This is a genomic window from bacterium (assembly GCA_016716565.1).
GTDB lineage: Bacteria > Bacteroidota > Ignavibacteria > Ignavibacteriales > Ignavibacteriaceae > IGN2.
Genome location: JADJWC010000001.1, coordinates 1,056,614 through 1,081,174 on the forward strand (window position 1 = coordinate 1,056,614; position 24,561 = coordinate 1,081,174).

At 34.9% G+C, this 24,561-nt stretch carries 21 protein-coding genes; 12 read left to right on the plus strand and 9 right to left on the minus strand.

Annotated elements, in window-relative coordinates:
* Positions 1-55 precede the first annotated feature (55 nt).
* The 5 genes from IPM14_04555 to IPM14_04575 all read right to left on the minus strand — a co-directional run bounded on the left by IPM14_04555 (position 56) and on the right by IPM14_04575 (position 5,709).
* Complete coding sequence (locus IPM14_04555; GenBank protein ID MBK9097392.1) at positions 56-418, minus strand: hypothetical protein; 363 nt, start codon at positions 416-418, stop codon at positions 56-58.
* 286 nt (positions 419-704) lie between these two features.
* Positions 705-1,226, minus strand: a complete 522-nt coding sequence (locus IPM14_04560) for a hypothetical protein (GenBank protein MBK9097393.1) — start codon at positions 1,224-1,226, stop codon at positions 705-707.
* A gap of 65 nt (positions 1,227-1,291) precedes the next feature.
* Complete coding sequence (locus IPM14_04565; protein MBK9097394.1) at positions 1,292-3,607, minus strand: 5'-nucleotidase C-terminal domain-containing protein; 2,316 nt, start codon at positions 3,605-3,607, stop codon at positions 1,292-1,294.
* 284 nt (positions 3,608-3,891) lie between these two features.
* Positions 3,892-4,719 carry a hypothetical protein gene (locus tag IPM14_04570; protein ID MBK9097395.1) on the minus strand — a complete coding sequence of 276 codons (828 nt, stop codon included), beginning with the start codon at positions 4,717-4,719 and terminating at the stop codon, positions 3,892-3,894.
* 285 nt (positions 4,720-5,004) lie between these two features.
* The gene (locus IPM14_04575; GenBank protein ID MBK9097396.1) at positions 5,005-5,709 is read right to left on the minus strand and encodes a hypothetical protein; all 705 of its coding nucleotides are present in this window, start codon (positions 5,707-5,709) and stop codon (positions 5,005-5,007) included.
* 247 nt (positions 5,710-5,956) lie between these two features.
* Here IPM14_04575 and IPM14_04580 point away from each other — a divergent pair, with 247 nt between their 5' ends.
* From IPM14_04580 to IPM14_04600, 5 genes are all read left to right on the plus strand, one after another.
* Positions 5,957-6,946, plus strand: a complete 990-nt coding sequence (locus IPM14_04580; GenBank protein ID MBK9097397.1) for a hypothetical protein — start codon at positions 5,957-5,959, stop codon at positions 6,944-6,946.
* Positions 6,947-7,060: 114 nt separating this feature from the next.
* A complete protein-coding gene (locus IPM14_04585; protein ID MBK9097398.1) occupies positions 7,061-7,888 on the plus strand; it encodes a hypothetical protein in 828 nt (275 codons plus the stop codon).
* Between the two features lie 8 nt (positions 7,889-7,896).
* Positions 7,897-8,688, plus strand: a complete 792-nt coding sequence (locus IPM14_04590; GenBank protein ID MBK9097399.1) for a glycine zipper family protein — start codon at positions 7,897-7,899, stop codon at positions 8,686-8,688.
* Between the two features lie 8 nt (positions 8,689-8,696).
* A complete protein-coding gene (locus tag IPM14_04595) occupies positions 8,697-9,122 on the plus strand; it encodes a hypothetical protein (protein ID MBK9097400.1) in 426 nt (141 codons plus the stop codon).
* A 209-nt stretch (positions 9,123-9,331) separates the two neighbouring features.
* Complete coding sequence (locus tag IPM14_04600; GenBank protein MBK9097401.1) at positions 9,332-9,568, plus strand: DUF2235 domain-containing protein; 237 nt, start codon at positions 9,332-9,334, stop codon at positions 9,566-9,568.
* A gap of 119 nt (positions 9,569-9,687) precedes the next feature.
* On the opposite strand, the gene IPM14_04605 is transcribed toward IPM14_04600, so the two are convergent.
* From IPM14_04605 to IPM14_04615, 3 genes are all read right to left on the minus strand, one after another.
* Entirely contained in the window at positions 9,688-10,032 is a 345-nt protein-coding gene (locus tag IPM14_04605) for a hypothetical protein (GenBank protein MBK9097402.1), read from the minus strand.
* Positions 10,033-10,199: 167 nt separating this feature from the next.
* Positions 10,200-10,607, minus strand: coding sequence for a polymer-forming cytoskeletal protein (locus IPM14_04610; protein ID MBK9097403.1), 408 nt, complete (start codon positions 10,605-10,607; stop codon positions 10,200-10,202).
* A 53-nt stretch (positions 10,608-10,660) separates the two neighbouring features.
* The gene (locus IPM14_04615) at positions 10,661-11,113 is read right to left on the minus strand and encodes a hypothetical protein (GenBank protein MBK9097404.1); all 453 of its coding nucleotides are present in this window, start codon (positions 11,111-11,113) and stop codon (positions 10,661-10,663) included.
* An 835-nt stretch (positions 11,114-11,948) separates the two neighbouring features.
* On the opposite strand from IPM14_04615, the gene IPM14_04620 reads away from it, so the two are divergent.
* The 6 genes from IPM14_04620 (at position 11,949) to IPM14_04645 (ending at position 22,860) form a co-directional block, all read left to right on the plus strand.
* Positions 11,949-12,548, plus strand: a complete 600-nt coding sequence (locus IPM14_04620; protein ID MBK9097405.1) for a hypothetical protein — start codon at positions 11,949-11,951, stop codon at positions 12,546-12,548.
* Positions 12,549-12,623: 75 nt separating this feature from the next.
* Positions 12,624-16,076, plus strand: a complete 3,453-nt coding sequence (locus IPM14_04625) for a sigma 54-interacting transcriptional regulator (GenBank protein ID MBK9097406.1) — start codon at positions 12,624-12,626, stop codon at positions 16,074-16,076.
* Between the two features lie 168 nt (positions 16,077-16,244).
* A complete protein-coding gene (locus IPM14_04630) occupies positions 16,245-16,559 on the plus strand; it encodes a hypothetical protein (GenBank protein ID MBK9097407.1) in 315 nt (104 codons plus the stop codon).
* Between the two features lie 46 nt (positions 16,560-16,605).
* Positions 16,606-19,317, plus strand: coding sequence for a T9SS type A sorting domain-containing protein (locus IPM14_04635; GenBank protein ID MBK9097408.1), 2,712 nt, complete (start codon positions 16,606-16,608; stop codon positions 19,315-19,317).
* A gap of 137 nt (positions 19,318-19,454) precedes the next feature.
* Positions 19,455-20,951: a T9SS type A sorting domain-containing protein gene (locus IPM14_04640; protein MBK9097409.1), complete on the plus strand. Its 1,497-nt coding sequence runs from the start codon at positions 19,455-19,457 to the stop codon at positions 20,949-20,951.
* Between the two features lie 22 nt (positions 20,952-20,973).
* Positions 20,974-22,860: an SBBP repeat-containing protein gene (locus IPM14_04645; GenBank protein ID MBK9097410.1), complete on the plus strand. Its 1,887-nt coding sequence runs from the start codon at positions 20,974-20,976 to the stop codon at positions 22,858-22,860.
* Positions 22,861-23,213: 353 nt separating this feature from the next.
* On the opposite strand, the gene IPM14_04650 is transcribed toward IPM14_04645, so the two are convergent.
* Entirely contained in the window at positions 23,214-23,555 is a 342-nt protein-coding gene (locus tag IPM14_04650; protein MBK9097411.1) for a hypothetical protein, read from the minus strand.
* A 509-nt stretch (positions 23,556-24,064) separates the two neighbouring features.
* Here IPM14_04650 and IPM14_04655 point away from each other — a divergent pair.
* A complete protein-coding gene (locus IPM14_04655) occupies positions 24,065-24,502 on the plus strand; it encodes a hypothetical protein (protein ID MBK9097412.1) in 438 nt (145 codons plus the stop codon).
* The last annotated feature ends 59 nt before the right edge of the window (positions 24,503-24,561 follow it).

Below are 24,561 nucleotides of genomic sequence, written 5' to 3' on the forward strand. Positions count from 1 at the left end.
TAAAATTACATACATAAAAGCCTCCCATTAAGAGAGGCGTTCAAAATTATATTTACTAATTGCCCCAATTTTGGAAAGCAATTAATGCTGCAATGTATACAACAATTGTAATACTACTCACCAGTACAAGAGTTGTTCTAAGTGTATCAATCTTTTTCTCCCTAATAGCCAGTATATCTTTTTTATAAAACTTTACTCCGTCTTTAAGAGAGTCTTTTTGCGTAGTGTCAGTTCTAGAAGAATAGTAGGAAAAGTAATCATCTTTCTCCGTCCAATGTGGCAACTCAATTTCCTTGAAATCTCTTGTTGTAATTTTAATTTTAGAACCAGGATCAGGAGTTTTAACTATTTCCCACGTGTAACAACCACTTAATAATAAAGACTGAATTACAACTAGAACAAATGTTTTGTGTATCACATTACTTCCCATAATAAAGGTCGATAATTCTTGTAAAAATTTACTCCAAGAAGCTTATCAGTCAACACGTAAGCCTCGATAAATTAATTACAATACATAACCCTCTCGGCGTAGCGAATAAATTCATTTAATTTGATCTACGCTCACAGAGAAATATTTACAATTAGCCATCGTAGTTCCAATCAAAATTAATTGACAGTTTGTCTGGTTTAAACAAACATTGTCTACTTAATACAATTTTAAAAAGTTAATACCAGATCACATTTAATCTTTTAAAAGCTAACAATTACTCTTCAAGCTTAATCATTCTGTTTTGTAATGATATCGGAACATCTTGCAATAACATAATTCCTAATGCATTTTCTTTTAAAGAGTCCTGTTCGGCTTGCTCCAGATTAACGTTCACATCATTGTTATCAAAAGTCCACATTGCACCAGTAAGTGGGTCGACAAGAAACCATCCAATCAAACCACCAAAAACTAAATTACCACCCAGGTACCATCCATTGGTTTGTGTATCGATAATGATGATTTTATCTGAATAGCCTTCCTTAGAAATTTTTATTGTATAAGTTTTGCCACTGAAATAACCATTATACTTCTCTAAAGATGCAATAGCTGGTGTTGTCCCATCAAATACTTGGAGACTATCCTGATCAGTGATAAGAACATTTGCCTGATCCGGAGTGCTGAGAATATTTACAGATTCTTCTCCACCCCACCCAAAGATGGTTGCACAACCATTAATTAGAAGTAAACCACCTAAAACAATAACAAATGTGAGAATAAAATTGATTAAGTTTTTCATTTCGGCCTCCTTTAAGATTTAATTAAAGAAATAAAAGTCTCCCGTTAAGAGAGGCTTGAAATATTTTATTTAATAAGCATCATCTTCCTCGTTTGTGTAAAGGCATCTGTTCTTAGTGCATAGATGTAAATTCCGCTTGAATATTCGGAAGCATTGAATGATACTTCATAACTGCCCGGTGATCTTTCTTCATTAACTAGTGTTGCCAATTCGTTCCCGATAATATCATATACTTTTAATGTTACGAACGAGTTATCAGGAATAGAATATTTAATAGTTGTTGACGGATTAAATGGATTCGGATAGTTCTGTTCCAAAGCAAATTCTTCAGGGGCAGTTATTGCATTGTCTTCCTTTACAAATGGTGAGTTGAGGATTGTTATATAACCACCGCCGAGTTCATTCATTGTTAAATTATCGTAAATTACTTTGTCACCATCAAGCTTATCCCAAATTGTGATTTTTATTTGATCGCCGGAGTTGCCAGCATCAACCGCTGTGACCAGGAATCCATACTTGCCCTTTCCGGTATTTTTACCTTCACCACGGATAGTGATTACGTTATCTTCAATTAAAAGAAATTCTACTCGATTTCCTGTAAGATTAATTTTTGCTTCCGGGAATTTAATTTTAACAACACCTTGTGCACTGCCAGGATTATTCCTGTTGTGCAGGTTCATATTAAAGCATAGCGTCCCGGTTATTGTCGGATCAGCAATGAATGCACCTGGCTGAGAATAGAACCATCCTTCAGATTCTATCCTGTTTACTATGAGTTGATCGCCAACATTTACAATCCTTCCGATTTCTTTTGGATGCAGGAAATTATTTTGTGTCATTACATAATTAGTTACAGCTTCAAATTCTGTAACACCTGTAAGTATGTTTGGATCAGAATAAGGTATTTGTGTATAATCAAGAATTGCAAGAACCATTTCACTTGCTGTTATCGAGTAAACGGCAACCGGATCAACTGGCTGACCATTAATTAATACTGAAACAACTCTTTCACCAGCAGGTTTAGTTGCATCATATTTATACTCCAGTCCTGAAACCTGTATCATATACTCATCGTTACTTTCAATCTGACTTAATCCAAATTCAAGACCCATCCACAATGATTCACCTGTCATATTAAAAGTTGCAAGCTGAAATCCTAAAGTGTTTACCATATTAAAACCGTAACCATTAATTCTGAATATATCACCAAGCGTAAATGGCCCTTCCCACAATGGAAGTGCAATTGAGCCGCCAGCATGTATTGCGATATCTGTTCCTGTAAAAGATTTGAAAGCATCTGTTACAAGATTGCCAATTGGTGTATCGTGGGTACCTAAATCAAAAAGGTCCAGTGCTTCTTCTTTGTGAAATGCATCTGCGTATCCAAAGGGTTGTGTGAAAAATGGGGTGTTGTAAAAAGTTTCAATGTCAGCGATCATTCCGTCTACCATTGCCTTAACGGTTGGTTCTTCGGGAACATTTTCATCGAGTGGAATGAGTGAATAGTCGAGAAGAGAAATTGCACCAAGTGCGTCTATTCCTATCTGCATCTTGCCTACATACATATAATTTGAACCAGCCTGTGCAATCCAGGTTGTTCCGCCAAGCGGATTTGGAACCGGTATCGGTGAACTGTATTTATAGTGGTCGTGACCTCCAATAACTATATCAATTCCGGGAACCATTGAAGCTATTGCCTGATCGAATTCAATTCCGAGATGGGATAGTAGTATTACAACATCACAGCTTTCAACATTCCGAAGTATGAACGCTGTTGTTCCTGCTATGTTCATAATTTCCTGAATATCATCTTCAATTATTACAGGAAGCGGCTGAGACAGAACATTCGTTGAAGGAGTTATGAGACTAAAAATCCCGACTTTTATCGCTCCAATATTTTTAGTCGTGTAGTTATCGATGTAAGCATCGAGATCCGGGATTGCAGAAGCATCCACATTAGCACCAAGGATCGGAAATGCATCAGTTGGAATCGGAAAAACATTTTGCAATGATCCCAAAAGTGCGGCAGGTGTAAGATCAAATTCATGGTTGCCTAAAGCCATTGCATCAAAGGCAATCATATTCATCCACATTAATTCAGGAACCTGAAAATACCTATTGAAAAAAAGATCGCCTATTGAAATATCTCCTGCGTGAAGCAGAAGTAAATCAGGATCAACAGTTCTTTCATAACCAATAACTGTAGCTGCTCTGGCTATTCCTCCGAGAGTTCCATTCAAATTTTGGTCACGGGGTCCGATCGGGGCCAAAGTTGAGTGAGTATCATTTAAGTGCAAGACAGTAATTGTGTCCATTTGAGAAAATGTTATTGTTGAAAAAAAGGTTATTAGAAAAAAACAGTAGAAGAAATGCTTTAACATTTTGAACCTCCGGATTTGATTGTTTATAATTAATTTGAGCTCAAATTATTTTGAGTAGTAAATTCTTATCAAAAACTACAATGTCAAGAACAACTGATTGTCAATTATTTGTCATGTTGTTGTAAAAATCGTGCATACATTAAAAACTAAAAGTTCACTTCTTTTGAATTTTTCATTGTTCTGTTCGGTGGGGGAGTGTTGACAGAGCAGGGAAGTTTTCAACCAGTGGGATATATCCCTCAGGTACAGAAATATTTTAATAAATGATCTCTAATAATTTTCCCTTAAAAGTTTACGTTTATAATTGGTATTCCAATTTTTCCGTTTGAATGTAAATTGACTAATCCAATCTGCAGTATGCTATCTCCGATATTAACAATCCCTATTTGAAGCCAACCGTCACCATTATTTACCAATGCTAGTGATATACCTCTGACATCTACAGCATTATACAAACCTAGCATTATTCCATACACCTTGTTTTCTGTGCAATAATCTATTGAATAACTTTTCATCGTTCCCTCAAAACCACTCATTGTGCTGTTTATCAGTGCTATCCCGATACCATTAAAGTTGCAGTAAATATTTAATATTCCTGCTATTTGAATTGCATTTGAATATTGACTAATCGACATCAATCCGGCAATCACAATCCCATTTAAGTAATCTGAGCCTGCCGTTGCTCCAATCAAAATTCCGTTAGTATGGATAGCGGAATTAAATAATGTTCCCAATGAGAATCCATTAATAGTCCCTTCTGTAGAGAGACCGAAAAGACTGAAATTTAAACCATTAATAGAAATGTATGTTTCGTAACGTCTCAAACTTCCCAAACCGAGGTTCAAACAAAAACCAGAGAAACTTGCTTTTGGATTTGAGTGAGTAAATCCTATGCTAATACCATAGAAATTAATTTTATCTTCTCTATCAACCCCTGTAATCCGGATTAAGTATAGTGATCTTTCATCATCAGTCGAAAAATTATTTCTGATGCAGAGATTATTTTTTTGAAAGTTATTTGAAAAGTGATTGGAAAGACAATCGAGATTCTGAGCCATATTGGGAGATGGCAATAAAAAAACAACGACCATAAAAAGTATTCTTGCTTTCATAATATCACCCACAATTTTTTCAAATGTGAAAGAGCGGAGGACAAGCAAATTTGATACTTACGGTCTGCTTTGGGAGAGTGTTCGGTATGTAATCTTCAGGAATTTATTCAGCACCCTTGCGCTGCAACTCTAACTCTCTCAGAGTAGAGAATAATTACCTCCTAATAAAATGCATTAATTTTAATGAAAAACAAGCGGAATCGATTTGTAATTAGCAATCAATACATATCTCGTTTAGAAAATAATTGAATTATTACAAGTTTTTAAGGGACTTAAGAGAAAGAATTAAAGAGGAAATTTTTCAAGTATCCGGGCTAATGCCGGTATAATCAGTTCGCTTGCTACATTATCTTTATAAACTTCATAATTAACTTCTTCATAAACTGAAGCTCTCCAGAGCAATTTTTCAGAACTGGAAGAGTATAAATAAACATAATTGTTCACATAGGAATTGGCAAGTCTTAATTCATCATAAGCATAGCTATAATATTCAGGAACAATCGTAATATTTTGTATTTCAACAATCAGGATACAGTCAACATCAACAAAGTCTTCAATTTTTTTTACGAATTTGTAATCAATTTCTTCTTCATCATCACAATCCTTAAGGAATTTTTCATATTCTTCCATTAAACCATTCTGATTAACTGCATTTTTAATGTCTGAGCATTCAATTCTTAAATAAGGGTCAAAAATATTGATGTTTTCGATAATGCTTTTCTCTATTTCAATCTTCTGTTTTGAATCTAAATATTCCTGCCATGGTAAGAATGCATTTTCAAAAATTATTAAACCTATCGAGTTGATTTGTTCAGCAAATATTGCTGAATCAATAGAGGTTTTAACTTCAGATGGATGAAATAGTCCCTCACCTATGTATGAACCAATTGATTCTCCAATAGACATACTAACTGACTCGAAACAGTTTTTACAGCCCTGAATGTAGAATGTTAGAATAATCGCCAGAACTATTAAAGAAAGCCTTTTCATTTTTCATATACCTTGTTGACACAATACAAATATAGCCGAATCAAAGAGGAAAGTTGTCAAGTAATTGTAAAAAAAATATTGATTCTCTTTTATATAATTATAATTTGTTTGTTTGATTTATCATAGATACACTATTGAGAAAGAGCTATCGATAGAAAAAAGTTAAACCTGTCTTTTACAATTCCATGACAATTTGCCTCCCTTTTTTTATTACAATTATATCAGCGATTATTTGATGAGGTATGAAATGAAAAACTGCTTAAAGAAAATAGTATGTTATTTATCTGTCTTTGGTCTTTTCAATGGTTTTGTAACTGGACAGACCGCTATCAGCGAAATATCCTTAATTGAATTAAAGACGATGGAAGCAACATTCGCGGGTTCTTTAACGATAGTTACTAAAGACACAACATTTGAACTAATCACAAGTTGGAAAACAAATGATTCATCAATTGTTTTTTGTGATTATGGAGCGAATTATTTAAAAAAGAGATCCAAATTTAGTCTAAAATCCTTAGGGCAACATAACGCCGGGAACCACGAATACTTTCAAAAACCCAACACCTTCATCAAACCAGATACTTTATCAATTCCCTTTGCATCAATAGAAAGAATTATTTATAAAGAACCATATAAGAGTAAATATTCAGGTGGCAGTGGATCATCACAAGGAACACCTTCAAGATTTGGAGGAGAAGTTAATTGGAGAAACGGAGAATTTACTGTAGGTATCTTTAACCAAGTGCAGATAGGCATTTACAGAATGGTAGTGAAGGTTAACACAACGTTTTTACCTCAAGGTGGAGAGACTCGCATTTCTTCATCAGGCTTATATACACTTGGCTATATGCTCGCTGCAAGTATAGCTATGGGAACGATCCACACAGAAGATGTTGGTGAGAAAGGTCAGACGGTCTATGCTTTGATTTTAGGTTCACCATTGCTTTTAACAAATGCAGAACACCATCTGTTCATTGTAAATCCACCAGGTAATTACCAAACTGATCCATTCGCACTATCGTCTTTCATTGCTTTTAGGACAGATTATTTTGGACCTGAATGGATAGTCTATTCAACTGATGTTGGATTGCAGTTTGAATTAAATTGGGAAGATGAAGATGGTTACACATTTGGGAATTCTATGGCATTTAAAACCGGATATGAATTTACTTATGATGGTAAGAAAGGTGACTTTTGGACATCAAGACCTTTTCTGGCGTTGGAAATAACTTTTTAAAAACATTCTTTAATGCACGGAAGGACTTATCTCCTGAAAATTTAAAATAACAACAAATTGCATTTAATGGTCTTTTGCATTTTCGTAGAGGTAAAAAATTAAATAAGGTGTGAAATGAAAACTACATTTTACTTTTTGTTTGCTTTGTTATATCATCTTAGTGCTTTTTGTTCATTTGCTCAAGGGAATGAAAAGCCATTTGTTGTAAGTCCGCTAATCGGTGATACGCTGTCACTTGAAGAAAGAGATTATTACAATCTGCTACCAACAATTCAAAATTTCCAGTGGGCAGTTTTCTTCCTAAATCCTGATAGTACACTAAATGTTAAAGTCACTCATCTAAGAAATTTTGTCAAACAGGATACAATTATTAATAACTACAGAAGTCTGAGATCACTAGTGCTTCACCTAAACGCAGTTGAAAATCCTGAAAGTGTGAATCCGATAAAGAATGAAGACTACACAGGAAATGAAGTAAGCGTAGTTTATAATGAGGGTAAAATAGCATCTGGAAATTTATTATCTGCCACTGCCAACTCTCTGATTGTATATTCATTGGATTGTGATGAAGAGCAAATTGATATTAATTGTGTGATGCTTCTAAGACCTAGTGATATAGAAAAACTTAAAGTTAAAAGTGATTTTAATCTTGGAATGTTACTATACCCCACGATTACCGGATTAGCTGCTATAATTATATATAATAGTACTCTTACCCCTGATGATAAAAACCTGGATAATATGATGAATAATTTTCTAACTGGACTTGCGGTTGGTATTGGTGGTTCACTAGTAGGTTTTGGACTGAGCTATGCAATTCCGCTTAAAATTTCTTCAGAAGAAGAGTATTCTCTTCCATTAAACGAAGATGATATAGAAGGTTTGAGCAGGATAGCTCGATATAAAGACTTTGAACCATTTTATCGTCAACAATCTAAATGAAGTGTGAAATGAAAACTACATTTTACTTTTTGTTTGTGTATATGCTTCTATTAAATAGTATTTCTTTCTTTGCACAGGAAATTGAAAAGCCATTCATTGTAAGTCCGCTAATCGGTGATACGCTGTCACTCGAAGAAAGGGATTATTACAACCTGCTTCCGACAATTAAGGAATTTCAATTTGCAATCTTTTACTTAAATGCTGATAGCTTACAGGACGTGCTTGTATCATATAAAACTCGTAACGTGATCAGAGATACATTAATTAATAATTACAAATCAGTTACTAATATGAGAATTTATCTTTTCAAAGTAGATATAGAAATGGCCAGGAAGGTGGCAGTTTACACTATCAACCAAAACACAGAAAGCGGAAATCTTGTAACGATAAGTAATAGTTCGACTTTGCTTTTTAATGAAGATTGTAATGGAAATAATTTTAATACTAATTGTATTACTCGGATCAACAATGCAGATATAAATAAATTAATCATAGAAGGTGAATCGGACATAGGTATGACTACACTTTGGGGTACACTTATTGGACTTGGTGCTGGTCCGGCTATCGGAGCCATTAGTGGAGCGATCTATGATGATAATGATCTTAGTATTGCCATGGGCGCTGCATACGGGTTGGTGATTGGTCCTATTGTAGAATTATTCGGAGGTCTTCTTTATGGTGCTGTTACTTCAACTCCGGATATAGTTATTGAACCATTCTCTGAAGATGATATAAAAGGACTTAGCCAATATGCCATCTTTCCTGATGGTGAACCGTATGAACTAAAAAAAATTAAATGAGGTGTGAAATGAAAAAATATATTTCTGCAGTTTTAATTTCTTGTTTGCTGTTAGAGTTTGGAGGCTGTTACTCGCAACGTGAAATCACTTATGAGGAATTCTATACTTTGCCGAAAGGGCAAGAGGCTGAATTAAATACAAAAGATGGTAAAACTATTAAGTTAACCTCGGATTCATTAAAAAATAATTATATGTACTGGTGGAAAAGTTCAGATACATTAACTATTTACTCCACACATCTTGAAAAAGTTTGGTCGACAGCTTTAATGGAAGTAACAGATACCATCCAATATCCCAAAGAGGACATATCTAAAATAGTTATTACTGAATTTGATAAAAGCAGAACAATTCTTGGAATCGCAGGAACTGCAATTCTTGTCGGATTGATTATTTATGGTATCAGCACTATGGAGTTTGAGATGGAAGGATGGTAGCGGTGACCAATTATTATCGTTTAATACTATACTAAAATATTTTGAAGGAAATGATTTAATTTTAGAATTATAGATTTTGTACTAAACTTAAAATTCCTCGGATAAAATATTGATTATAAAAAACACTTGACATTTATTAAATATTTTTTCCTATATTCACTTCGCAAATGATATCATAGTATTCAAGGCAACAAACTAAGGAGAGCTTGATGCCCAAAAACATTGTTGTTCTTTCTGATGGAACAGGTCAGGAAGGCGGTATAGGGAACAACACAAACGTTTACAAGCTGTTCAATATGCTGGAAGACAGAACAGCTAATCAAATCACTTTTTACGATAGGGGACTTGGCACCGGCTTTAGAAAAATTACTGGCAACATCAGCGGGATGGGAATTAGATTACCTAAACTATATGCTTTACTGAAATTCAAGATATCATCATTCTGAACAAATGCTGATGATGGAATCGTTGGATCACAGACAGCAGCTGTACTTAAATTAAGCTGGCCGGATGTTTAAGAAAGTTTAAATTCTTTAGGAGAAAAAAATTATTCTTAATATCTGAATCAAAAAGTAAATTTATATTCAAAACTAGCTTTTACTTTCTTACCATTTTTGCTGGGAGATGTGAACCTGATTTGTTCTTTCATTGCATACACGATAGTTCGGTTTACGTATTCATTATTCGTCCATTCGCTCAAACCTACTTCTTCAATCACTCCATCTTTATTGACCCGAACTGAAAACGTAACACTAACCCCGGATAATTCATCGTATGATTTTCCTAACACTTCCTGAAAAACGGAACGAACTTTAACATCACCGCCAACAGGTGTTGGTGCATCATCATACTCTTTCAATCCACTACAATTTAATAGCGTTAAAGCTAATATCAAATAAAATTTTTTCATTAGATCTAAATTCGTTTTTGTATAGAGCATCTCAGTTATCTGCTACTCAAATCCTAACATGATCATATCAATACTTTTACTAACTAAGTATGAGAAACGAAAGAATATCGTTTTTTTAATTTATGATGATCGAAATCAATTATGTCTGATTTTAGTTTGCTACTGAATTATTTGGCTTTGTTCATGTCGGATTGCACACTTGATTTAATTTCAGTGAAATCCTTCGTGTCTCCCATTTTGCTATTGCCATCGAATTTTGCACCAGCTTCAACAACTAATATTTTAGTGAATAAATCCCCTTTGAGATTAGCTTTTGCTTCTAAAGTTAATTTATCTTTTGCTTTAACAGTGCCCGAAACCTTTCCGCCAATTGTAATTGATTCTGCATTAATCTGTCCATTAACTTGTCCGCTTTCTCCGACTACTATATCACTTTTCGATGATACGTCCCCTTGAATTTCACCATCGACTCTAATATTTCCGGCACTTGTTACTTTCCCCTCAATCCTAACGCCGTTACTAATGATTGTTGTCTCATCTGATTTAACCCCTTCCGAGTATGAACTCTTTAACATAGTTACTCCTTATAATTGATGATAAATTAAATTTGCTTGTAATTATCTTTCATTTAATTGAACCAGAATCGAACTCCAATCCCACCACCCAAATCAAAATCAGTAGAAGGAACCAAATCAAGTATTGGAACTATCTCTGCAAAAATGTCTATTGGTGCGGAATCGAATTGGTAGTTCAGTCCCAACGGAATACGAATTCCCAAAAGCGGGTCATCAGCCAATATCACTCTTCCTCCGATTCCATAATACAAAGGTAATCTTCCTGATGAGACTCTGATTAGGTCAAAACTGTGCCATACGTAATCTGCTTGTAAAAGAAGGTGTCCGTCACCTTTGAATGACCACGCAGCAGCGAAATCGAATGCATTTGAACTGCTTGTCCAGAGTTTTGCACTTAGCCCTGTTGGCTCACCAAGTACAATACCTAAACCGAATCCACGACTTTGAGAATGAATAAAATTAGCAAGCAAGAAAAAGGTTGCAGCAATCAAAATGATTTTTTTCATATTCTCTCCTAAGATAATTGATGAATTTTATCTTCTGAATCATTCTATGATAAAAATATGTTTTTGAAATTACAACTTGAAATTAATTACACCATTAGTAAGCAAAATATTTGATTGATCAATATTTAATGTATATCAAGATTTCTATACTGATTAAAAAGCGATAGCAAATTTTTGAGAGATAAATTTTTGACCTGCCGGATTCTATTTTTGCTATAGTATCAGAACAGTAAAGGCTCCAGACAGTAAATACTTTTCAACTATTGAATTTTCAATAGTGATGGAAATCAGGATGCTGCATTAATTTTTCAACCTGGGTTCTGTGTCTATCAATGAGAAGATGTAGGAATTCAGACTTCTCTGAAAAGTTATTGAATGAGTTGAAAAAATAAATTTCAATAAAAGTAGTAATTAATTTTCAACGATGCGGAGAGTCATGGACGCTCCGGTATATGTAAAAAGCTTTGAAATTTAACTAAAAAAGAATCATTTTCGGGCTGATCTCCAAAAGGTCTCCAAAATTATTAGACTTCTATTGAATTGTCAGGAACGAATTCTACACTGACTGAAGCAAATATATCTCTTTGGAAAGATATGATTAGTATTCACATAAATTTGGGGTAATTAATAAAATTCAAACGGGACCACTCCTTTAGAAATTAACTATTGTTTAGGCAAAATTTTTGCCGTTAAAATAATTTCGCCCCGCAATAAAAACTCTGCTCACTAATTTTGATGTAGCTGATTCGGATTTTTCTGATATGGGTAGCAGAATCTCCTCTCAGTACAAAATAAATCGTAATAAATTAAATATTTATTCAAAATGAGGAACAACATGAAAATCATATTCCATTTCACATCAATAATAATTCTCTTCTCATCGATAATCCTTTCCCAGGAAAAAACTTTGGTTGGTAATGGTGAAATCAGCCATGGCGGTTTTGGAGCGCCGGTAGTTAAGTACACACAAATTTATGGAGAACCTGCAGTACTTGTCGGCGGACGAGGTGGTTGGATTATCGATCATAAATTTGTTCTCGGCGGAGGTGGTTATGGTTTGGCTAATGAGATCAATTCGGATTTCAATCCGCTGCAATTTCCAACTTATATTCATTTTGGTTATGGAGGATTAGAGCTTGAATATATTTTTGCTTCCGACCAGATTGTTCATTTCACCTTTTACTCACTCATTGGTGGTGGAGCTATAAACCTTACTCATGATTTTGATGAAGATTGGGACGATGATGATTTTGGTACTGATGGCTTTTTTATTTTCGAACCGGCAGCAAATGTTGAAATCAATATCACTTCATTTTTTAGGATAAATGCTGGTGCAAGCTACAGGTTAATATCAGGCATCGATCATTTTGAATTTTCAAATTCTGATTTTGATGGATTTTCAGCAGTACTTGCACTCAAGTTCGGAAAATTTTAACTTAGGAATAATTCCTTACGAACATGTAATATGTTCCAACACGTGAATGAATGATATTATTTAATTGATGTGTTTATGAAAAAAAATAACACGATATTTTTCTTCATTCTGGTTTTAATCACTTGTAGTTCTGAACTACTCTTCGCACAACAATATCCCATTACACACTATACAAAAGACCGGGGACTTCCTGGAAACCAGGTATGGGGAATTTTTCAAGATGATAAAGGATATATGTGGTTTTGTACCTCTTCCGGGTTGATAAAGTATAATGGAAAAACATATAAAATTTTTGGTACCGAAGACGGACTTCTTGATGAAATACCTCTCGGCGTTACAAGTGATGATAAAGGATATCTATGGATTGCGTACGATTATGGCATCTCCAGATTTTCAAATGGTCAAATAAAAAATTGGGAGCTAAAGGAAACTGAAGGTCAGTTTACATTATTCAGAGATAGCTATAACAGAATCTGGGTTCACTCTCTATTCTTTCCAGGTGATGTGCAATACTTTCTTGATACAACACTCGTAAATTTTTCTCAAGAACACAACTTCAAAAACCAGGTGATTGTCTCTATCACGGAAGATAAAAAGGGTGGTATAATATTCATTACAAGGGCCGGAAAAGTATTCAGGTATTTCGCGAATCAAATTAAAGAAATGGTCATCAATGATTTGATTGATTCAAGAGTCAGGTATTCTTTTTTTGATGAAGAAAATAATTTTGTTATTTGCTCTGAAAAGGGGCTGGGGATAATTGAAAATAAAACTTTTGAAACTCAGCCTGCTGTAAGCTGGATACTAATAATTCCGACTAACTATGGCATGCAATCAAAAAGAGGATATTATTGGTTTGCAACTGAAAATGGGATTTACCGTTTTAAAAAAATTCAGAATGCTCCTCCGGATTATGTTAATATCACAGAAAAAAATGGCCTTCGAAGTAACATAATTTACAGAGTGTTCGAAGACAACGAAGCTAATCTTTGGATAGGTCATTCAGAAAAGGGAGTATCCAAAATTTCATCTCTAATGTTTAGCTGTTATGGAAAGAATGAAGGACTAATCTCTGATGCAATATTCGCTGTCGCAAAAGTAAATTATAATTTAGTCGTCGCAGCTGATAAAGGTCTTTTCAAATTCAATGGAAAAAGGTTTGAGTTAATTAATTCTAATTCACCATTTTCACAACGATGGTATTTTACAGTCCTCCCGTATTCAAACTCCGAAATATTATTAGGATCAACTCCGGGAGTAGTAAGCCTATACAATCTCTCATCATATAAACTTATCGGACTCGATAGAAAATTAATTTTTACAACTTTAAAAGATCATCTTGATAATGTATGGGTCGGAACTAATACAGGCGTTTATCTTAAATCTGGTCAGGATTTTATTGAACAGGATTTTAATGTTTCAGATTTTCAAATTCAAAAACTGCTCGAAGTGAATAATAAAGATCTATATATCGGAACGAACAGTGGATTGGCGATAGTTGAGAACGGTACAATTCCATTTAGCAAAAGAAAAATTATCAACCCTGAGGAAACAAAAATTCCTCTTTTGCCTGTTAAAGAGATGATTCAGGATAAAGATGGAGATATAATTCTGGCTGTCGGGAAAGACCTTTTTATTCTTAACAAGAAAAATCAAATTAAAGTTGTCGATGCACTAAAAAGTTCTGATATCATAGTATTACATATTGATCGTAATGGAAGACTTTGGGCAGGTTCAAATGCATCCGGGTTGTTCTCACTTCAGAAAGTCAACGGGAATTATGAAATTATTTCTCATTACACTTTCCGTGATGGTATTTCATCGGATGAATTTGCATATAATAATTCAATTGCAGAAGGATCGGATGGTAAAATTTATTTTGGGATGTTCGACGGTTTAACTGTCTACAATCCTGCGGAAGATCGTGTAATTACGACTCAACCGCTTTCGTATATCACAGGAGTAAAGGTTAACGATTCAACCTACTCAATAAATGATATTTCCGGAACCGAACTTTCGCCTTCACAGAATAAAATAAGTTTTTATTGTGATGGATTATCTTTTTACAACGAAGACGCAGTGAAATTTCAGTATTACCTTGAAGGAGTCGAAAAAGAGTGGGTAAACGTTTCAACAAATCCGGAAATAACTTACGGATATCTTGAACCAGGGAATTATACATTTTTAATGAGAGCTCTCAATCAGTTTGGAGTAACAAGCCAGCCAAAATCAATTTCATTTACGATACTTGCACCTGTCTGGAAAAGACCGTGGTTTATTCTCATTTCATCATTGCTAATACTTTTCATTGCATATAAAGCTTACGTTTACAGACTTTCACATATACGAAAACGAAATCTCCAGCTCGAGAAAATCGTCGAAGAAAAAACAAGTGATCTGCAGAAAAGTAAGGTCCAGATTGAGGAACAGTATAATCGGTTGGTTGAAGCTCAAAAAGAACTTGTTGAAAAGCAGGAACTCGAAAAGGCTCACAAAGAAATTCAGTTATTAAAGGACAGGCTTGAAAAAGAAAATATTTATTTACGCGAAAAGCATGGAATTGTTCAGGAGTTAAGTTCGATTATTGGAAGAAGTCCTGCAATAAATGAGATACGCAGAAAGATACAACAGATAGCTGAGAATGATTCAACTGTTTTGATAACAGGAGAAACCGGTGTTGGTAAAAATTTAATTGCAGAAGCAATTCATAATTCAAGTCTTAGAAAAGATAGGGCGCTGGTTATAGTGAATTGTGCGGCGATTCCTGATGCCTTGGTTGAGAGCGAATTATTCGGCCATGAAAAGGGAGCTTTCACTGGCGCCGATAAATTACATATCGGAAAGTTTGAGGTGGCAGACGGAAGCACAATATTCCTTGATGAAATTGGTGATATGAATTTGACTGTTCAGGCTAAAGTTTTAAATGTAATTCAATCAAAAAAAATTACTCGGATCGGAGGAAGTCAGGAAATAAGTGTTGATGTAAGAATTATTGCAGCAACAAATCATAATCTTGAGGAGAGAGTCAGAGAAGGAAAATTCAGGCAGGATCTTTTCTATCGGATAAATGTTTATCCGATTCTTGCACCTCCGCTAAGAGAATGTAAAGAAGATATCGAGCACCTCGCCAAATATTTTATAGACCGTTACTCCAAACTATTAAATAAAAAAATAAGTGCGATAACTAAAAGTGCACTGGATATTTTGAAAGCACATTCTTATCCGGGAAATATCCGTGAACTGGAAAATATAATTCACAGAGCTGTTATAATTTCAAAGACAGATGTAATATCCGACGAGAATATTTTATTGAACCAGGGTACCGAAGTGGTTAAAAATGCAGATAGTATTAATAGAGAGATTGTTTCACTTGAACAAATGGAAAAGCAGTACATAATTCAAGTCCTAAATAAAACCGAAGGTAAGATCAGCGGGAAGAATGGAGCAGCTGAGTTGCTTGGTATTAATCCAAGTACGCTTCGATCCAGAATGAAGAAATTAGGAATCGACTTTGTTGAACGATCCTGAAAATTTTCACCAAGCCTCAAGTTAGCAACAACTTTAAAAAAGGTTCGTGAAATATCACGAGTTGCGAAATATCACGAGCAATAAATTGCAATTTCTGACGAAAACCATCGTTTCTTACCGATAATCAAATCTTTATACAATGGCATATCTTTTAAGACAGCTCGCCGTATGATGAATCGAATTTACAGAACTGAAGTAGACGGAAAACCGGTTGTTCACATAATCGGGAAATTGGATTCCGCAACAACACTCGACGAGTTTTTAGCTGAGATAGCTAATAATTATAAAAAAGAAAACAAAAATTCTGAGAAATGCTGTCAGATAGTTTTAGATATGAAAGAAACTGAATTAATAACAGAACCATGCCTGGAAATTTTAAAGAAATACTCAAAAAAATGCTCTGTTAATTTTCAGAATATTTCACTTTATGTAGAACTTCTGCTAAATGAAAACGGATTACTTCAAGAAAAAATAATTGATTGAATTTCTTAACTAATAATTAATAAATAAAATAAAGGAGAAATGAATAATGAGTAGATGGATAATAACTACATCCTTGCTTTTGCTTACAATAGTTATCAATGCTCAAACTCCGCCTGAAGTTTCCTGGACTAAAAATTTTGGCGGTTCCGGGATGGACTGGGGTTATTACGCTGAACAGACAAACGATGGCGGATATATTGCTATCGGAAGAAAAGACAACGGTTCCCTAAATATGGATGCCTGGCTAATAAAAACGGATGCTAACGGTGATACAATGTGGACCAGACATTTCGGTGACACTTACATTGATGAAGGTTACGTTGTGAAGCAAACATCAGACGGAGGATATATCGTTGCCGGCGCATCAACAGCCTTTGGCTGGTATGGAGAAGGTTGGCTTATTAAAACCGATGCCAACGGAAATGTAACTTGGAGTCATGGATATCATCCAAATCCAAGTACTGAATCAGAGTGGGATAATTTTTATGATGTCCTTGAAACCTCAGATGGCGGTTTTGTTGCTTTAGGTTTCGGGAATTTTCAAGGTTACCTCGCTCAAGCGTGGATTCTTAAGGTAAACAGTAATGGAAATGTAATTTGGAATAAAAGCTATGGTGATTTTGATTCCTGGGAAAGACTGTATTCAATGAAGCCAACATCTGATGGCGGATATATTGCAGTAGGTGATAAACACTATACTTACGGTGATACAACCTCACACGATGGTTGGCTGGTTAAATTTAACAGCAATGGTGATACACTCTGGACAAAACATTTTGGAGGTACACAGATTGATATCTTCAGATCAATACAGATTACGAATGATGGTGGCTATATAGTTTGCGGTGAAAAAGAACCATATTGGGCCGGATTTTATCGAGGATGGCTGATGAAGTTCGATGTAAATGGAAATGTGATTTGGGAAAACATGTATGGCTTGGGTGGTTTAATGTCTTTGCAAATCACACCAAATGGAAATTACATTGCAGCAGGAACGAAGTTCGTAAGTCAGGCAACCTTTAATGATGCATGGCTCTTAAAGACTGATACAAATGGAAATGTAATTTACAATCATACTTATCCAATCAGCAATACAGATGATATAGTTCAGTCGATTCAACCGACTACAGATGGTGGATATGTATTAGGAGGAAGATCTAATAGCAGTGGTCCAATTGCACAAATTATGATTGTTAAATTGGAAGCAGACGAGATTACATCGCTTACATCTTTCTCCGAAAATTTTGATGGTGTTACTCCTCCGGATCTACCAGCCGGATGGACAAAAAAACTTCAAGTGTTGATTTCAAACTCAGTTGCTGAGGTGAAAACAGTTATGCATGGTTCGGCACCCTCTGCACCTAATACAACTTTCATAATGAATGGATTGGATGGTAGTAATGGTCAGCCAGATTATAATGCTTTTGTTGCTCTGGTAAGTCCTCTTGTCCAAATCGGGCCGAATGGCGGCACAGTTACATTTCAAGCAAATGGCGGAAATGCCATAAAAGTAGGATTGATGACTGATCTTTCAGATACATCCACGTTTACATTGATCCATGAAGTTCCATTAACTTATAATTTTGAGCAATACTCGGTTACGCTTCCACCAGCAGGAACAGCTTACATTGCATTTAAACATGCAAATACTTCCACAGTAACACCGTTGTTTTTAGATGATATTACTTTTAATCAGGCACAAGCTCCGCTTGTATCTTTTGCTGAATATTTTGATTCAATCAATCCACCAGAGTTACCAGGCGGATGGACAGGTCATCTGGAAGTTTTGCTTTCAAATTCAGCTGCTGAAGTAAAAACAGTGATGCACGGTTCAGCACCATCGGTACCAAATACCACATTTATTATGAATGGCATAGATGGAAGTAATGGTCAGTTAGATTCGACAGCGTTTGTAGCATTAGTAAGTCCGTTAGTTCAAATTGGAACAGAAGGCGGACAAATAACCTTCCAGGCAAACGGTGGAAATCCTATTATTGTAGGAACGATGACAGATCCTGATGATGCTTTAACATTTATTGAAGTTCAGCAGATTCCTTTGACATATAATTTCGAGCAGTACTCAGTCAATATTAATACTGTTGGGAATCTGCACATAGCGTTTAAACACGCAAACTTGAATACGGTCATTCCATTATTTATAGACAACATAATATTTCAACCTATTGTACCAGTTGAGTTAGTATCGTTTACCGGAGCAGTAGTTGGGAATGGTATCGAATTGATATGGAAAACTGCAACCGAGACAAATAATATGGGGTTCGATATCGAAAAGAAAAATAATGGTAATTGGAAGCAAATTGGATTCGCTCCGGGATATGGAACGACTACAGAAACTCATTCATATTCATTCACTGATCTGGAAGCGAATAGTGGTAAAAACATTTATCGTCTCAAGCAAATTGATTTTGATGGATCAACAGTTTATTCGAATGAAATTGAAGTTGATATGAATTTACCAGCTCAATATTCCTTAGAACAAAATTATCCGAATCCATTTAATCCAAGTACGACGATTAATTTCACACTGCCTGTTGATTCTAAAGTCACAATAAAAGTGTTCAACGCATTAGGTGAGCAAGTCAGCACACTGACAGACAATAATTTTAATGCAGGATCACATTCAATTGACTTCAAAGCAGATGAACTTGTTAGTGGGTTATATATTTATTCAATTGATGCAGCAGGAATTGACAACACAAATTTCAGATCGGTAAAAAAGATGATGCTGCTTAAGTAGTAAAATTTTATCTGTAGATAATCGTATTCGTCCTGTGACAAAATTGTCTGACCAGCCTCCTTACAGGCAAGAGTTGTGGGACGAATACCTCACATTTTTATAAAAAACTTTAAAAAATAAAATAAAAGAGAAAAATCATGAATACAAAACTATTAAAAATATTGCTTGTGATCGGAGTAATTATCTTTATTAAATCCAATTCGATTGCTCAACAGAATGCAGGATTACAACAAAAAGTATTTACTAAATCCGATGACATTTTAAAGATGAGTATTGATTCCCATATTTCCAAAAAAGAAATTAAATCAGATCGGTCGATGATTACAAAAAAATTCCTTGATAATGGATATGTCCTCGTCTACCAAATGGGCGAATTCTGGAATGGAACACATTGGGAAAACAGCAGTTTACTATCATACACATACACTCCGGAAGGTTTGGTTACTGAGGAGGTTAATCAATTTTGGAATAATGGTAACTGGGAAAATACAAGTCGCTTTTTGACAACTTATTATTTAAATAATTTAGTCTCTCTGTACGAACAACAGAATTGGAATGGGACAGCCTGGGAAAATTCTTACCAGTACGCTTCAACCTACAACGCTGATAACCAGTTGATCGAGTACGATGTAATGCATTGGAACGGGACAAGTTGGGATAATATGAATAAAACAATCTATACTTATTATAGTTCGGGTAATCTTGAAACAATAGTCGATCAGCAATGGGATGGAGCATCCTGGATTAATGCATATAAGTATACACATCAATATAATAGTAATGACGACCTCTCAGAAAAGTTAACAGAAGAGTGGATCGAAGGAAATTGGAAGCAATCCTTCTTAGATGAATATAGTTATAATCCACAAAATCAATTAGAGTTAATTGCTTCATTTTGGTGGTCCGAAACATTCTGGAAAGAATCAGTTGAAATCTATTATGAATATGATGGTATTGGTAATGTGGTAGACAAGCTTACAAAATTCTGGGAAAGTGAAATTCTTGGACTGCAAAATAAATATCACACAACTTATGAATATCTACCAGGCACCAGTCTCGAAGTAAAAGTAGAAAACCAGGAATGGATTTTGCAATCAATGGAGTGGACAAATACATATAGAGAGGTCAAAACCTATGATGGCGCAAATCTTCTTCAGAATTATTTAATGGATGTTTGGGACGGCGGTAACTGGCTATCAACAAGTCGGGAAAATTATTCTTACGATGAAAATGGTAACCTAGATGTTCTTATTTCACAATATTGGAATGGTATTGAATGGATTAACTCTTTCAAAGCCTCAAATACCTGGTTGCTCTTAACCTCTGTTCAGCCTGATGATATTTTATCTTCGCCTGATGCATTTTCACTAGGACAAAATTATCCTAATCCGTTCAATCCAAGCACAACTATAAGTTTTATTTTGCCAGTTGATGCACAGGTTATTATCAGGATTTATAATTCAATTGGCGAAGAAGTTTGTCTGCTGGTAAATAAAAACTTTTCTGCCGGTTCACATAATATAAACTTCAAAGCAAACAATCTTGTAAGCGGAATGTACATTTACTCAATCGATGCGAAGGGAACAGATAATTCAAGTTATCATTCTGTAAAGAAAATGATACTGCTCAAGTAATTAATAATCTTGAACATAAAAAATGAGAACAATAGATATCACAAAAAATATTTTAATCCTGTTGGTACTTGCTGCTCAAACTTTTGCTCAGCAGCCAACTGTCGAGTGGACTAAAACTTATCATGGACCATCAAGCGGTGGTGGCATAACAAAAATAATAGCCGATAATAACGGTAATATTATAGTCACGGGAAAAAATGCTGGCAGTGGAGTGGCACTTGATATAGTAACAATCAAATACAACACTTTTGGTGACTCGCTTTGGCTAAAGAGGTATGGTAATGGAGGCGAAAGTTCAGTTGATGGAATTGCAGTAGATGCTTATGATAATATTTACGTAACCGGTTTTACAGTTGTAGCTGGTCAACCAAAAAGTATCACGATTAAATACAGTCCATCTGGTAATATAATTTGGGAAAAACTTTATGACAGTACTCCTGATAACAGATCGATTGGAGTTGGGATAGATCTGCAAGGTTTCGTTTACATAGCATGCTCAGCAAATAAAAATGGACTCGATTGGGGAGTTGAAGTTGTGAAATACGACCCATCAAGTGGCGATACAATCTGGACAGCAAGATATGACCAGACTTCAAGCAGTGTTGAAATTCCATATGCAATGACAGTTGATGAATCCGGAAATGTATATGTCACTGGTTATAGTCAGGCATCGGGATTAATTAAAGCAATGATAGTTAAGTTCAATTCAGATGGTGATTATCAATGGGCAACACTTTACAACATTCCGTCGGTTACGGGTGAGATTCACGGAAAGGCAATAAAAGTTGATAGCTATGGAAACGTTTATGCAACCGGGCATTGTTACAGCGGAGCTTCAACATTTGTTGATTTTCTAGTGATGAAGTGTTACTCTAATGGTGATACAGCATGGGTGAAAAGATACAGCAACAGCTTTTCAACTGATGAAGCAAAAGATATTGCTGTTGACAATGAAGGAAATGTTTATGTAACAGGCCGAACATATGTAGGTGGTGGAGGAAGCAATAATTACGATTATCTGACCATTAAACTTTCTTCTGATGGAACCGTACTGTGGCACTCAACTTATGACGGACCTGCAGGTTACACACAGGATGAAGCCAGAGCATTAGTGTTGGATGAATTTGGAAATAGTTTTATAACCGGAGGAAGCAGTGTCAGCCCCTTGTATTACAGTGGAGATTTTGCTACGGTTATGTACGATGAAAATGGAAATGATATCTGGACGGTAAGGAATCCATCGGGAGATTTTGGTGCTTATGATATTGCTTTAGACGATTATAACAATATTTATTTAGGTGGTGGGCAAACAGCTAGCTTTTGTACAATAAAAGTAAACACTGGTACTGTTCCTGTTGAGCTGAGCTCATTCATCGCACACCAGAAGGATAAGAATGTAATTCTCAGCTGGACAACAGCAACTGAAACAAATAATACTGGATTTGAAGTTGAAAGATTCTCAAGCACTTGGGAGAAAATTGGATTTGTCCCTGGTTTTGGAACAACAACTGAAAAAAAGCAATATGCATTTACTGATACTGAATTAAAAGATGGAAAATATTATAATCGTCTCAGGCAGATTGATTATGATGGGTCGTATGAATATTCAAATGAGCTTGAAGTAGAAATTCTATTTACTCCAAATGAATTTGAATTATTTCAGAATTATCCTAATCCATTTAACCCCTGCACGATAATAGAGTTCTCATTGCCGGAAGATGTAGGTAGTGTGAAGCTATTAATCTACAATTCATTGGGAGAAAAAGTTGCAGAATTGGTTAACACGTCATTGACAGCAGGAAAATACAGCTATCAATGGAATGCAAGCGATGTTGCAACCGGAATGTATATCTATGAATTGAGAACGGAGAAGTTTGTGTCAGTGAAGAAGATGATATTGATAAAGTAAAATTTTCCGAATGACAATCAGGCCAGCTTCAGTCAAAGCTGGCTTTTTTTATGGAAATCAATAATTTGTTAATTCACAATGTTTGCGTAGAGTCAGGGATGCTCCGGTATATGTAAAATGCTTTGAATTTTGATTAAAAACGAATTATTTTTGAGAAGGTCTCCAAAAGGTCTCCATCATTTTTAGACTATCTGCCTTTTGTTAGGAAGAAAAATATTTTTAGTAGAAATATATTTCATCAGACGCAGCAATCTAGACTATAAGAAATCCCGCTCAACCGTAGCTAAGCGGGATTGAATAGGGGAGGGAATTATAATTTTTTACTACTACTGCTTTACTTAAAATGTTAAATGTTATTTTTCAGATACATCTATTCTGATAGTTGGTGGATTATTATTTGTTATGACAACTGTATAGTTTCTGTCTGGCTCTGCATTAAAAATGCCGGTAGGCTCATCAACAACATTCTGAATTTCGGCGGTTACTTCAACTCTTCCTTCAGCAACATCCTTAAAAGCTGTAGTTGTTCCAGGTTCTACATCATTAATGTTTTCAGTGTTAGCAGTAGTTTTAATTTGGACGTTCGCCTTGTTAGTGAAATCATTTTTTACTCTGAATGAAGGTGGTTCTTCCGAACAAGCGATGAAGGAAATAACCAGCAGTAAGACTCCAAAAAATTTCATAATGTTTTTCATAAAGACTCCATAAATATTGAACAATATATTTTATTGCTAAATTCATTAGCACGAAAACTAATACAAGTATAATGCCTTTAAAATTTAGAATAAATGCAATTTATTTATTGAACAATTCTTAAAGTTTAGACAGAGATGCATAATAATGAGGATTCAATGCTTGACATCAAGCAAATAAACTCCTAAACGAAAGTTTTTGTTTTCAAGGTTCGTTGTTATCTATAAACTCGGAGGATTTGCAAAGTGCAAAATAGAGTGAGTCGAAGTATGATGCGAATCTTTATTTTGTGACCTATCAAAGTAAAAATATTTTATTCGCAAAGGCTTTCGTGCTGTAAATTATGTTTACTTTACTAAAACTCCGTCAAAAACGAACAAAAAAATGAATCAGTATATACCCCGTTGGGAATCATCGAAAAAATATTTGTAAAATAAATCTAAAATTCTGCAACATTTTCCACGACATTATCATTGCTTGCTATTAGTTAAATATTTATGTTTGCTCACAGATGACGAAGAAAAAAATATCCATATTAACTCTGGCTTTCTTTTTCCTGATTTCAACAACCGGGCTTCCTGTGTATTATCACTTCTGTGATATGATGCAGAAAAAATCATTGAATGAGTGTGATGTTTGCGTAAACGAGATGGAAGAAATTGTATTCTCCTGTTGCTCTTTAGGAACATTTGAAAATAGAGTTACAATATCTTCTGAGAATACGGTTTGCTGCCAGGAAGAATTTGTGTACAATAAAGTTGAAGATGAATTTGTAAATATTAAAACCGATGTAAACTATTTTACTTCTTCTGAGATTTTATTACAGCCAATTGTCTTAATCCCCCATACATTTGATTTTTCATTAGAAGTATCTTTCTACTGTGATACTTCGCCCCCATTCTTAATCAATCCTGAATTATATATCTCCAACTCAGTTCTACTGATCTAATCATATCTTAATTTCTTTTCCGGGAAGTTGAGGATAAATTTATCCTTGCTTCAACAATT

Excerpts from the sequence above, each read along its gene's own strand:
- IPM14_04560 (MBK9097393.1), bottom strand. The coding sequence starts at position 1,226 with ATGAAAAACTTAATCAATTTTATTCTCACATTTGTTATTGTTTTAGGT.
- IPM14_04565 (MBK9097394.1), bottom strand. The coding sequence starts at position 3,607 with ATGTTAAAGCATTTCTTCTACTGTTTTTTTCTAATAACCTTTTTTTCA.
- IPM14_04570 (MBK9097395.1), bottom strand. The coding sequence starts at position 4,719 with ATGAAAGCAAGAATACTTTTTATGGTCGTTGTTTTTTTATTGCCATCT.
- IPM14_04575 (MBK9097396.1), bottom strand. The coding sequence starts at position 5,709 with ATGAAAAGGCTTTCTTTAATAGTTCTGGCGATTATTCTAACATTCTAC.
- IPM14_04580 (MBK9097397.1), top strand. The coding sequence starts at position 5,957 with ATGAAAAACTGCTTAAAGAAAATAGTATGTTATTTATCTGTCTTTGGT.
- IPM14_04585 (MBK9097398.1), top strand. The coding sequence starts at position 7,061 with ATGAAAACTACATTTTACTTTTTGTTTGCTTTGTTATATCATCTTAGT.
- IPM14_04590 (MBK9097399.1), top strand. The coding sequence starts at position 7,897 with ATGAAAACTACATTTTACTTTTTGTTTGTGTATATGCTTCTATTAAAT.
- IPM14_04595 (MBK9097400.1), top strand. The coding sequence starts at position 8,697 with ATGAAAAAATATATTTCTGCAGTTTTAATTTCTTGTTTGCTGTTAGAG.
- IPM14_04600 (MBK9097401.1), top strand. The coding sequence starts at position 9,332 with ATGCCCAAAAACATTGTTGTTCTTTCTGATGGAACAGGTCAGGAAGGC.
- IPM14_04605 (MBK9097402.1), bottom strand. The coding sequence starts at position 10,032 with ATGAAAAAATTTTATTTGATATTAGCTTTAACGCTATTAAATTGTAGT.
- IPM14_04610 (MBK9097403.1), bottom strand. The coding sequence starts at position 10,607 with ATGTTAAAGAGTTCATACTCGGAAGGGGTTAAATCAGATGAGACAACA.
- IPM14_04615 (MBK9097404.1), bottom strand. The coding sequence starts at position 11,113 with ATGAAAAAAATCATTTTGATTGCTGCAACCTTTTTCTTGCTTGCTAAT.
- IPM14_04620 (MBK9097405.1), top strand. The coding sequence starts at position 11,949 with ATGAAAATCATATTCCATTTCACATCAATAATAATTCTCTTCTCATCG.
- IPM14_04625 (MBK9097406.1), top strand. The coding sequence starts at position 12,624 with ATGAAAAAAAATAACACGATATTTTTCTTCATTCTGGTTTTAATCACT.
- IPM14_04630 (MBK9097407.1), top strand. The coding sequence starts at position 16,245 with ATGATGAATCGAATTTACAGAACTGAAGTAGACGGAAAACCGGTTGTT.
- IPM14_04635 (MBK9097408.1), top strand. The coding sequence starts at position 16,606 with ATGAGTAGATGGATAATAACTACATCCTTGCTTTTGCTTACAATAGTT.
- IPM14_04640 (MBK9097409.1), top strand. The coding sequence starts at position 19,455 with ATGAATACAAAACTATTAAAAATATTGCTTGTGATCGGAGTAATTATC.
- IPM14_04645 (MBK9097410.1), top strand. The coding sequence starts at position 20,974 with ATGAGAACAATAGATATCACAAAAAATATTTTAATCCTGTTGGTACTT.
- IPM14_04650 (MBK9097411.1), bottom strand. The coding sequence starts at position 23,555 with ATGAAAAACATTATGAAATTTTTTGGAGTCTTACTGCTGGTTATTTCC.
- IPM14_04655 (MBK9097412.1), top strand. The coding sequence starts at position 24,065 with ATGACGAAGAAAAAAATATCCATATTAACTCTGGCTTTCTTTTTCCTG.